Source organism: Pseudomonas sp. EZ-C24, assembly GCF_014525325.1.
Classification (GTDB): domain Bacteria; phylum Pseudomonadota; class Gammaproteobacteria; order Pseudomonadales; family Pseudomonadaceae; genus Aquipseudomonas; species Aquipseudomonas shirazensis.
Genome location: NZ_JACDIU010000010.1, coordinates 93,611 through 105,255, shown reverse-complemented (window position 1 = coordinate 105,255; position 11,645 = coordinate 93,611). Strand labels below are relative to the sequence as shown.

Here is an 11,645-nt window from a genome sequence, read left to right as displayed (position 1 = left end):
GTTGCTGGTGGTGGTATTACCGAGCGAATCCTTGACCTGATAGGTAAAGGTCTCGGTGATGATGTTCGGCCCGTCGTTCTGATGGGTCGGTGAATTCGCCGGCGAGGTCAGGGTGTAGGTGTAGGAGCCATCGGCGTTGACCTGGATCTGCCCGAATTGCCCTGCAGTGTTGCCAACCAGGCTGTAGGTCAAAGCCCCAACGCCGCCTGTGACCGAACCGACCAAGGTCCCACTGGCTGTTTCGCCGGTCGAGCCAAGTTGGCTGCCGGTGACGGTGCCGGGCGCGAGATCGTTGCCGTCTTTGGTCAGGTCCAGAGCGTTTTCATGGACGGTGACATCGTGATCTGGTGCAGCAACCATCTGGCAATTGAGCACGTTAATGGTGACGGTCGCGGTGCTCTCATCGCCGTCAGCATCGCGAATGGTATAGACGAAGGTGTCCGTCGCGCCTGCTGGAGCATTGCTGTTCGGATTGGAGTGATAAACGCCGTTTCCTTCAGCGTCCAAGGTGATGTAGCCATAAGTCCCTTGAACATTCACGCCGAGCTGCCCGGAGGCCGGGGTCGAAGTATCGGAACCAGCGCGCACACCGACCACGTATTTGCCGTCGGCAGAAACATCCGCGCCGATCACATCATTGAGCAGTACGTTGCCACTGACCTGCCCACCCATTTCCACACGAGCAACATCGCAGTGCGCCTGTGGCACGTCGTCGACGATGCTGATGACGATGTTGCTGGTGGTGGTATTACCGAGCGAATCCTTGACCTGATAGGTAAAGGTCTCGGTGATGATGTTCGGCCCGTCGTTCTGATGGGTCGGCGAATTCGCCGGCGAGGTAAGGGTGTAGGTGTAGGAGCCATCGGCGTTGACCTGAATCTGCCCGAATTGCCCTTCGGTGTTGCCAACCAGGCTGTAGGTCAAAGCCCCAACGCCGCCTGTGACCGAACCGACCAAGGTCCCACTGGCTGTTTCGCCGGTCGAGCCAGGTTGGCTGCCGGTGACGGTGCCGGGCGCGAGGTCGTTGCCGTCCTTGGTCATGTCCAAGGCGTTTTCATACACTGTAACGTCAGTATCCTGCCCGGCGATCATCTGGCAGTTGTTGACGTTGATGGTAATGGTCGTGGTGCTCTGATCGCCGTCAGCATCGCGGATGGTGTAGACAAACACATCGGTAGCACCAGCCGGTGCATTGCTGTTCGGGTAGGCGTGATAAACGCCGTTACCTTCGGCATCCAGCGTGATGTAGCCATAGGTGCCCTGGACATTGACGCCCAACTGTCCAGAGGCCGGCGTGGAGGTATCGGAGCCGGCACGCACGCCAACTACATAGCGGCCATCGGCCATGTCATCGGCGCCAATCACATCATTGGCCAGCACGTTGCCGCTGACCTGACCGCCTGCCTCGACTCTGGCGAAGTCGCAGTGCGCCTGCGGCACATCATCGACGATGGTTACATCGAGGCTGCCAGTGGCGGTACTGCCGTCGGTGTCCTTGGCAACGACTGTGAAGCTTTCCTGCAACCCATTGGTGCCGTTGCCATCGGGGTGAGTCTCGTTGTCGAGCAAGGTGTAGGTGTAGCTGACCACCCCTGTCGTAGGGTTGTAGCCGGTGATGGTGAGGGTGTTGCCCAGCGCGGTAGTGATCGTCTGCGGGAAGCCTGCGGCTACGCCGCCACTGATTACGTTGATGCCGCCGACGCTCAAAGATTGCAGGCCATCCGCAGCAATCACCGTGAAGGTGCCGCCTTGTTGCAGGGCCGGGCCGTCAGCTGCGCTGCCATCGATCAGGTTTTTCTCGTAAACGGTAACCTCGCCTCCGCTCACGTCGAGGCCGCCAAGTGTTACCGGGTCATTGAGGTTGCTGATGTTCAGGGTCAGGGTCGCACTGCTGGTGTCACCGTCAGCGTCTTTGATGGTGTAGGTGAAGGTCTCGATACCATTGCCACCGCCGGTAAGGCCTTTGAAATCGGCATCGTCAACGTTGAGGGTGTAGGTGTAGGTGCCATCCGCAGCCAGCACCAGCGTGCCGTAGGTACCAGTGAAGGTGCCGGCAACCACCGGGCCACCCACGACCCGGTCAGCGCCTTGTACGTCATTGCTGAGGACATTGCCGCTGAGTTCCACCTGCTGTTCTGTGGCCGTTACCGCGTTGGTGTCATCCACCGCCTTGGGCACATCGTCGACAATGCTCACGTCAAGGTTGGCCGAGGCAGTGCTGCCATCGCTGTCCTGGGCTGTCACGACAAATGTTTCGCCCAGGCTGTTGTTGCCGTTGCCGGTGGCGTGGGCTTCATTGTCGAGCAGCGTGTAGCTGTAGCTCACCACGCCTGTGGCCGGGTTGTAGCCGGTGATGGTCAGTGTGTTGCCCAGCGCGGTCGTGATCGACTGTGGAAAACCGCCTGCTGCGCCGCCGCTGACTACCGTGATGCCGCCCACGCTCAGGCTCTGCAAGCCATCTGGCGCGGCAACGGTAAAGGTCCCGTTCTGCGTCAGCGCAGCGCCGTCTGGCGCGCTGCCATTGACCAGATTCTTTTCATAGACAATCAGCTCACCACCGGCGACATCCAGCCCGCCGATCGTCACTGGGTCGTTGAGATTGCTGATGTTCAGCGTCAGGGTCGCGCTGCTGGTATCGCCGTCGGCGTCTCTGATGGTGTAGGTAAAGCTCTCGGTGCCACTGCCGCCACCTTTGAGCCCTTTGAAATCAGGGTCATCGGCGTTGAGGGTATAGGTGTAGGTACCGTCCGCAGCCAGCACCAATGTGCCGTAGGTGCCGCTGAAGGTACCGGCAATCACCGGCCCGCCGACGACCCGGTCGGCGCCCTGCACATCGTTGTTGAGTACGTTGCCGGTCAACTCAAGCTGCTGCTCGGTCGCTGTCACTGCGTTGCTGTCATTCACCGCTTTGGGCACATCGTCACGAATGATCACGTCGAGGCTGCCGCTGGCTACATCGCCATCGCTGTCGCTGACCTGCACCGGGAACTGCTCGCCGATCACGTTGCTGCCGCCACCGTTGGCGTGCTGCTCGGTGCCGTTAAGGGTGTAGCTGTAATTGACCACGCCGGTCGCCGGGTTGTAGCCAGTGATGGTCAGCGTGTTGCCAAGGGCGGTGGTGATGGATTGGCCAATACCGGTAACCACCCCGCCGGTGACTACGTTGATGCCACCTACGCTGAGATTGAACACGCCGTCGGCGGCGATAACGGTGAACGAGCCTTGCTGGGTCAGCGCCGCGGGGTTGCTGTCGGAGCCGTCGGGCAGGTTGGCCTCGTCGAGGATCAGCTCGCCGGGGCTGACATCAAGGTCTTGCAGGGTGACCGGGTTGTCTGGCGGATTCACCGGAGGTGGGGACGCGGGCGGCAGCACATCGTCGGAACTGGTCGGATCGAGGTCACCAATGTAGCCATTGACCAACAGCGGTACACCATTGAAGCCCGCAGTCGGGAAGCCAACCGTAGGGTCTACGCGATCGGCAACTTCAGTCAGCATGACAAAGCTGTGGCCGCCGCCCAAAGCGCCTGGGGCACCTTGATTGGGCCCAGCCGCGGTAGCCTCGGCCTCTTCACTAGGGTCGGCACCCGCAGCGATGGCTTGTTGCAAGCGCTCGACATCGGTCAACTGCGCCTGGCTGGGGGCGACGTCGTCGGTCTGCACATGGGCGGCCTGATTAGCCAGCAGCTCTGGCGACATCTGCAGGCTGCTGTCGCGGCCCAGGGTCAGCTCTGCGCCGTTGTCCAGGCGCACCGCAATGGCTCCGGCGTTACCGGTTTCGAGCTGTTCGCCAGCATAGAGTCGGTCGCCTTCGACCAACAGGCGGCGGCTGCCGTCGCTGTCGACCGCGAAAACCTGGCCGACCACCTTGCTGACCACTCCGATAAATTTAGCCATGCCCTACGTCTCCCCTGCCGAACGGATCCTGCAGCTTGAATGCAGCAAAAACACTGTGGCGCCGGGCCGAATAAAGGCGTCAATCAAACGCCAAAAGTCAGCAAACAGCTCTACACTGCGCAGGCCAAGCCGATAGAGATGATGGAATTTTGCTACTACAGAGTGACAATTAATTGTCGCCAAATTCCGACACGGCCCGTTTTCACTGAGTTCTTAGCTGCAAAAGTTCTGGAACTTGTTGCAATGACCTAAAACCGCTGACTACAGCTTGATTTATAGGCCCGTTGAGTAGAACAATGTCGCGGATTCTTTAGACCGCATAAGTTTTTTTTCGCATAGACCTTATGAACAAATCTTCTTAGCTCGCGCGTTAAATGTTCTTAGCTCTGTTGTTACAAACTTGAAACGGTCTACCTCATAATAATCGTCATTTTTTTGGCGAATGCTGGACACTTTTAGAGACAATGGAGATGTACCCCATGCGCGTTCTTACCCCCATCACCAGTGCAATCCTGTTGGCCATGGCGAGTGCCAACATTCAGGCGATGTCGATCACCGAAGCCGTTCAGAACGCCGTGGATCATCACCCGCAAATCAGTTCCTATCGCAACAGCCGGTTGTCTGCCGACGAAGATGTGAAATTCGCCCGTGGCGGGTTCTACCCAAGCGTCGATCTGGTTGCAGGTTACGGTCGCCAGCGCTCCGACAACCTCAACACCCGTGGTCTGAACGCTGACGGCACGCGCAACCACAACAAAGAAACCATGAACTACACCCAGTCCGAGCTGCGTCTGCGCCAGATGCTGTTCGACGGTTTCAACACTTCCAACGAAGTCGGCCGTACCGAAGCGGTTTCCAACTCGCGTGCCTACTACACTCAGGCAATCGCCCAGGACGTCGCCCTGCGTACCATCGAGGTCTACCTCGAAGTGCTCAAGCGTCGCGAACTGGTGACCCTGGCCAAGAACAACATGCAAGCGCACCTGCGCGTCAACGACCAGATCGGCCTGCGCACCGAGCGCGGTGTCGGCAGCAGTGCTGACCTCGATCAGTCGCGCGCACGTCGTGCCCTGGCTGAAAACAACCTGGACACCGCCGAAGTCGATCTGGCTGACGCCGAAGCCAACTTCTACAGCGTGGTCGGGCTGATGCCGGACGAGCTGGAAACCCCTTCGACCATCAAGGTGGAAATGCCGAGCACGCTGGAAGACGCACGCCGCGGCATGCAGGAAAACAACCCGTACCTGCGTTCGGCTCAGGCCGATGTGAATGCCGCCGAGAAGCAGTACGAAGTCGCCAAGTCGACCTTCTACCCGCGTGTGGACGCCATCCTCGCCACCGGCGCCAACAACAACCTGGGCGGCGAGCGCGGCCACAGCAACAACGATTGGCAAGCAGGCGTCGAGCTGAACTACAACCTGTTCCGCGGCGGCAGCGACAAGGCTCGCCTGCAGTCGGACTCGCACAAGATCAACCAGGCGCTGGACATCCGCAACAACGCCCTGCGCGAACTCAACGAGAACCTGAGCCTGTCGTGGAACGCCATGAACAACGCGCGCAAGCAGACGCCGACCGCGCGCGAATACGCTGAAACCACCCAGCGCGTGCGTGCCGCCTATCAGGATCAGTTCGGTCTTGGTCAGCGTACCCTGCTCGACGTACTCGACAGTGAGAACGAGCTGTACAACGCCAACCGCCGTTACACCGAAGTGCGTTACACCGAGGAATACTCGATGTACCGCGTACTTTCGACCATGGGTGAATTGCTCAGCAAACAGCGTATTGCGCTGCCGGCAGAAGCCATTGCCAAGACTGAAGTACGCAGCGAAGCGAAGTTGCCCGAAATGCGTTGACCGTTATCGAGCAACGTTTCGGATGTAGCCGTACACCCTCCATTGCGGCAGGAGTAGGCCATCGTGACCAGTATGCAAAATGCCCAGCCCCGGCTGGACGTTGACGATCCGTTGCTCGATGGCCTGTTGATTCTGTGCAAACTGCACGGCTGCCCCGCGAGCCGTGCCAGCTTGTGCAGCGGCCTACCGTTGGCCAGCCAGCGGCTGGGGCCCGAGTTATTGCCCAGAGCCGCAGCCCGCGCAGGCCTGCAAGCGCGGATTCTCAAGCGTGAGCTGGGCGCAATTTCCACACTCAACCTTCCTGTATTGCTGCTGCTCAAAGACGGCCGCTGTGCTGTTCTACAGCGCTTTGGCGAAGACGGCCGCGCGTTGATCCTGCCGTCCGAGGCCGAAGGCGGCGAGCAATGGGTCGAGCGCGAGGCGCTGGAACAGGCCTACGCCGGCGATGCCCTGTTTGCCCGCCCGCGGCACACTCTGGAAAACCTGCGCACCCCGCTGATGCCGAGGGTCGATGCCTGGTTTCGCGACACCTTGCGCCATTCCCGCTGGCTGTACAGCGATGCCTTGCTGGCCAGCCTGCTGATCAACCTGCTGGGCCTGATGGTGCCGCTGTTCGTCATGCAGACCTACGACCGGGTGGTGCCCAACCAGGCAGTCTCGACTTTGTGGGTGCTGGTGGCAGGGTTGTTCATCGGCACCGCCTTTGAAATGGTTCTGCGCATGGTCCGCGCGCACCTGCTGGACCAGGCCGGCAAGAAGACCGACCTGATCCTTTCGGCAACCCTGTTCGAACGCATCACCGGCATGTCGATGAAGGCGCGCCCGGCCACCATCGGCGGCTTCGCCCAAAGCATTCACGACTTCCAGGGGCTGCGCGAGTTTCTCACGGCGGTGACCTTGACCAGCATCATCGACCTGCCATTCGTGGCGTTGATGCTGGTGGTGGTTGGCCTGCTGGGCGGCTGGCTGGTGGTGATCCCGCTGATTGCCTTCCCGCTGGCAGTTGGTTTTGCCTTGATCATCCAGATCCGCCTGCGCGACACCGTGGAAAAAAGCCTGAGCCTGGGAGCAGTGCGCCAGGCCCTGTTGATCGAAACTCTGGGTGGGCTGGAAACGCTCAAGGCCAACGGCGCTGAAAGTGAGCGCCAGTACCATTGGGAGCAGACCAACGGCGCGATTGCCCGGCTCGATGCGCACGCACGCAACCTGTCTTCGCTGGCCAGCAACGGTACGCTGTTCATCCAACAGTTCTGCGGCATGGCAACGATCGTTGCCGGGGTCTACAGCATCATCGCCGGCAACCTCAGTGTCGGCGCACTGGTGGCTACCTACATGCTCGGCAGCCGGGTCCTGGCACCACTGGGCCAGATAGCGGGGCTGATCACCCGCTATCAGCAAGCGCAGCTGACCATGCGCAGCACCGATGCGCTGATGGCCTTGCCGCAAGAGCGCCAGGCCGAGCAACAGGCGCTGGAGCACACCAGCCTCAAGGGCGGCGTGGCCGTCAGCCATGTCAGCTTCCGCTACCCTGGCCAGACGGCTGCGGCGCTGAATGACGTCAATCTGACCCTGCAGCCCGGCGAGCGCATCGGTATCGTCGGCCGCAGCGGTTCGGGCAAAAGCACCTTGGGTCGGTTGCTGATGGGCTTCTATCATCCTGATGAAGGCCAGGTGTTGCTGGACAACCTCGACCTGCGCCAGCTGGACATCGCCGACCTGCGCAGCCAGATCGGCTACGTCGCCCACGACCTGCCGCTGCTGGCTGGCAGCCTGCGCGACAACCTCACCCTGGGGGCCCGCCACGTCAGCGACGCACGCATGCTCGAGGTGGCCGAACTGACCGGCGTGACCGAACTGGCGCGCCAGCATCCGCAGGGTTTCGACCGCCCGGTGGGTGAACGCGGCCAGTTGCTCTCGGGCGGCCAGCGCCAGGCCGTGCTGCTGGCCAGGGCGCTGCTGCTGGAGCCGCCGATCCTGATCCTCGACGAGCCCACCAGCCACATGGACAACAGCAGCGAAGAGCAACTGCGCCAGCGCCTGCTCGACTGGGTGCCGGGCAAGACCGTACTGCTGGTCACGCATCGGACCTCGATGCTGAGCCTGGTCGACCGCCTGCTGGTGCTGGACAACGGCAAGATCGTTGCCGACGGGCCGAAGGATGCAGTCATCGATGCGCTGCGCAAAGGGCGCATTGGCGCCGCGCTGTAGACGCTTTTGAGGAGTAGTCCGATGGCCTTCTTGCGCAGTTATTTCCAAGGTGCCGGCAACACTGCCGAGCGCGACTACATGCCCGAACTGGCCGGCGCCACGCTGCAGGACTCGCCGCGCCTATCGCGCCTGACGGTGTGGCTGGCGGCGGCGCTGCTGCTGGTTGCGCTGGCCTGGGCGAGCCTGGCGGTGCTCGATGAGGTGACTGTCGGTGAGGGCAAGGCGATCCCCTCGGGCAAGGTCCAGGTGGTACAGAACCTTGAGGGCGGCATCGTCACCGAGATTTTCGTGCGTGAAGGCCAGATGGTCGCCAAGGGCGCAACCCTGCTGCGCCTTGACGACACCCGCTTTCTGTCCAACAAGGGCGAAAGCGAGGTCGACCGCTACGCACTGACGGCGCAGGTCGAACGGCTCTCGGCGGAGGCTGAAGGGCGGCCGTTCACCGTACCGGACGAGATTCGCAGCAAGGCGCCACAGGTGGCCGAGGACGAGCTGGCGCTGTATCAGTCACGGCAACGGCGGCTGACCAGCGAGAAGCAGACGCTCAATGAACAACTGCGGCAGAAGACCCAGGAACTGGCCGAGTTCCGCTCCAAGGTTGATCAGTACCGTTCGGCGTTGGGCTTGCTCCAGCAAGAACTGAACATGTCTTCGCCATTGGTGGGCACCGGAGCGATTTCGCCGGTGGAGATTTTGCGTTTGAAGCAGCGCACGGTCGAAGCCCGCGGTCAGCTCAACGCCACCAGCCTGGCCATTCCGCGGGCAGATGCGGCAGTGGCAGAAATCAAGAGCAAGATCCAGGAAGCCGATGCCACCTTCCGCTCGGAGGCGGCCAAGGAACTCAACGACAAGCGCACTGACCTGTCCAAGATCAGCGCCACCAGCATCGCCATCGACGACCGGGTCAAGCGCACCACGGTGGTGTCACCGGTGCGTGGCATCATCAAGCAGCTCAAGGTCAACACCATCGGCGGCGTGGTCCAGCCGGGCAGCGACCTGGTCGAGATCGTGCCAATCGAGGACAACCTGCTGATCGAAGCCAAGGTGCGCCCGCAGGACGTCGCCTTCCTGCACCCGGGGCAGACCGCGATGGTCAAGTTCAGCGCCTATGACTACACCATCTATGGTGGGCTGAAGGCCAAGCTGGAGCTGATCGGCGCCGATACCGTGACCGATGACAAGGGCAACGCGTTCTACCTGATCCAGGTGCGCACCGACAAGAATCACCTGGGCGGCGACAACAAGCCATTGCTGATCATTCCAGGGATGGTCGCCACGGTGGATATCATCACCGGGCAGAAAAGCGTGCTCGACTACTTGCTCAAACCGGTGCTCAAGGCCCGCACCGAGGCCATGCGCGAACGTTGATTCAGCAACCGTGGTTGCGCTCGAAGGTGTCGCGACCCATGGCGCGGATCTGGCCTTCGATCAAAGCGTCGAACGGGCGCAGCAGCTCGTCGAAACACCGCGGCTGCTCCAGCGCGTTGAGCGCCTGCACCACGGCTTCGATCGTGGCCAGGGCGCCCTCCGCCGGCGCCTTGCGCAGGCGATAGCGCGAGGCTGTCACCTGCGCCAGGGTCACCCGTGGCAGCGCTGCCAGCAGCGGATTCAGGTACAACAGCTTGCGCGCCTTGCGCCAGGTGCCATCCGGCACGATCAATAGCAACGGCTGCTCATCAGGTGACGCATACGCGGTCAGTGCCTGCGCCTCGTCACCGGGAAACAACAGCACCGGCCGATACCCCGGCGTTGCCAGCAACTCCGGCAGCTGGGCAAACACTTCCCCCACCCACAGCTGTGCATTGACCAGGCCGAGCGCGGCCAGGCGAGCAGTATTCAGCGCATGCGCGGTTTCACTGGGGTGCTGCAACAGGACCACCCGGGTACGGCTGTCGAGGCGGGGGATCAGCGGGCATAAGCAATGGTCTTGCGCGCGCTTGCAGCGTTCGCAGCGGGGTCTGGACATCGGGTTCTCCTGGAGGGCGCCAGTGTGCCATAGCCACTCGAGAAGAACATACAGCGCCCACGTCCATGTGGGTTCGGGAGGTGGTCAGCGGTTGAAACGTTCGGCCAGGCTGTGCAGGTACTCGGCCATCTGCTCCAGGTCCTGGCTGATCTCGGCGCCCTGCCTGGCCTGTCCGGCACTCTCGTCGCACAGGTGGGAAATGCGCGTGATCTGCTGGTTGATGTCTTCGGCGACGTGGCTTTGCTGCTCCGAGGCAGTCGCCATCTGCTGGCTCATGCCGGTAATGCGACTGACCGCCTGAGCAATGCCTCTCAGCGCCTCACGCACCGCTTCGACACTGTGCACGCTGTCGCGGGAGATCTGTTCACCACGGCTAGCCGACGACACCGCACGCTCGGCGCCCGCACGCAGGCTGCTGATGATCTGGTGAATCTCGTCGGTCGAGGTGCGCGTGCGCTGGGCCAGTGAGCGCACCTCGTCGGCGACCACGGCAAAGCCACGGCCCTGCTCGCCCGCGCGGGCAGCTTCGATAGCCGCGTTAAGCGCCAGCAGGTTGGTCTGTTCGGCAATCGACGTGATCACATCGACCACGCTGCCAATCGACTGCGTCTGCTGAGCCAAGGCGTGCACGGCCTGGCCGATGTCATTGACCGCCTCGCTCATGCTGCCCATCGCCTGCAGGCTTTGCTGAGCCAGCTGGCTGCCGTGCTGGGCCAGTTGGTCAGCGTCACCGGCAGCATGGGCAGTGCTCTGCACGTTTTGCGAAACCTCCTGGATAGTCGCAGCCATCTGCGCAATGGCGGTGGCCGATTGCTCGGTTTCGCTGCGCTGGCGGTCAAGCATCTGCGCCTGGGCATCTGACAATCCAGCAGACTGCGCTGCACGTGCCTTGACCCCGACACCTGCATCGACCAGGCGGGTCAGCGCCGTCTGCAAGCGCGCCTCTTCGCTGATGATGGCCAGGTCCAGCTGGCCATGCAGGCCGCGGTTATTGCTGTAGGTCAGGGCCACCAACGGGTCGGTGAAGGCTTTCGGGTGTTCGTCCAGGGTGCGCTGCAGAGCGCGAGCGTGCAGGCGGTTCAGCGCATAGCCGGCACCCAGCAGGCTGGCCAGCAGCACGGCGATCGCAGCCTGCGGCGCGAGCCAGAGATAGCCGGCAGTAGACAGCGCAGCAGCGGCCAGTATCGGCCAGCTCTGGCCAACCCCGTGCAGCACGCGCGTCGACCACGACACTGCGCGCTGGCCACTGCGCAGGCGGGCGTATAGCAGTTCCGCACGGCTGATCTGTTCACGGCTGGGGACCGAGCGGACCGACTCATAACCACTGATGCGGCCGTTTTCGTACACCGCCGTGACATACGCGCTGACCCAATAGAAGTCACCGTTCTTGGCGCGGTTCTTGACCACGCCCATCCACGGTTTGCCCTGTTTGATGGTGTCCCACATCAGCGCAAATACCGGCGCCGGCATATCTGGATGGCGCACCAGGTTGTGGGTTTGTCCGACCAGTTCATCGTAGGTAAAACCGCTGATGGCCACGAATGCGTCGTTGCAATAGGTAATGCGGCTATTGAGGTCGGTAGTGGAAATAAGCCGCTGTTCGTTGGGGAAGGTTCTTTCATGCTCGGTAACGGGCAAGTTCAGGCGCATCAAGGCAATCCTTGCGTGTGCAAACGATGGAAATTCATCAGGGGCCAATCAATATTTAGCAGAGCGAAAGCCTG

General features: G+C 61.7%; 6 protein-coding genes. 3 read left to right on the top strand and 3 right to left on the bottom strand.

Annotation, left to right across the window (positions count from 1 at the left end; genetic code table 11):
- Positions 1–3,894: retention module-containing protein (locus IDM28_RS06625; protein ID WP_188035597.1), on the bottom strand; the 3,894-nt coding region annotated here is incomplete at its 3' end.
- A gap of 479 nt (positions 3,895–4,373) precedes the next feature.
- On the opposite strand from IDM28_RS06625, the gene IDM28_RS06620 reads away from it, so the two are divergent.
- The 3 genes from IDM28_RS06620 to IDM28_RS06610 all read left to right on the top strand — a co-directional run bounded on the left by IDM28_RS06620 (position 4,374) and on the right by IDM28_RS06610 (position 9,323).
- Positions 4,374–5,747: a TolC family outer membrane protein gene (locus IDM28_RS06620; protein ID WP_188035593.1), complete on the top strand. Its 1,374-nt coding sequence runs from the start codon at positions 4,374–4,376 to the stop codon at positions 5,745–5,747.
- A 72-nt stretch (positions 5,748–5,819) separates the two neighbouring features.
- The gene (locus IDM28_RS06615; protein ID WP_188035596.1) at positions 5,820–7,955 is read left to right on the top strand and encodes a type I secretion system permease/ATPase; all 2,136 of its coding nucleotides are present in this window, start codon (positions 5,820–5,822) and stop codon (positions 7,953–7,955) included.
- 21 nt (positions 7,956–7,976) lie between these two features.
- Positions 7,977–9,323, top strand: coding sequence for an HlyD family type I secretion periplasmic adaptor subunit (locus tag IDM28_RS06610; RefSeq protein ID WP_101317637.1), 1,347 nt, complete (start codon positions 7,977–7,979; stop codon positions 9,321–9,323).
- 1 nt (position 9,324) lies between these two features.
- Here the strand turns inward: IDM28_RS06610 and IDM28_RS06605 are convergent, their stop codons facing one another.
- Positions 9,325–9,921 (bottom strand): tRNA-uridine aminocarboxypropyltransferase, encoded by a 597-nt coding sequence (locus IDM28_RS06605; protein ID WP_188035592.1) that lies wholly within the window; start codon positions 9,919–9,921, stop codon positions 9,325–9,327.
- Between the two features lie 84 nt (positions 9,922–10,005).
- A complete protein-coding gene (locus IDM28_RS06600; RefSeq protein WP_188035591.1) occupies positions 10,006–11,571 on the bottom strand; it encodes a methyl-accepting chemotaxis protein in 1,566 nt (521 codons plus the stop codon).
- Positions 11,572–11,645: the final 74 nt, after the last annotated feature.